General features: G+C 62.7%; 1 protein-coding gene. It reads left to right on the forward strand.

Translation table 11 applies throughout. The annotated features are described in order from the left end of the window. The coding region (locus C2I19_RS21400; protein WP_146056925.1) for a transposase at positions 1-249 on the forward strand (249 nt) is incomplete at both ends.

Genomic DNA, 249 nt, shown 5'->3' on the forward strand with positions numbered 1-249 from the left:
CAACCAGACCCACCAGTCCAAAACCGATCCGGAAGCGCGACTGGCCCGCAAGAGCGCCGGCGACGCCAGCCGCTTGTGCCATATGGCCCATATCCTAACCGAGAACCGCAACGGCCTGGTTGTGGACGTCTCGGTGTCCGAGGTCAATGGCCGCGCCGAAAACGTCGAAGCGCTGAACCTGTTGCTGCGCAATGCCAAGAAAGGCAGCACCGTCGGCGCGGACAAGGGCTATGACACGCCTGCTTTCGT

The organism is Chromobacterium alticapitis (genome assembly GCF_002924365.1).
In the GTDB taxonomy this organism is placed as follows: Bacteria; Pseudomonadota; Gammaproteobacteria; order Burkholderiales; family Chromobacteriaceae; genus Chromobacterium; species Chromobacterium alticapitis.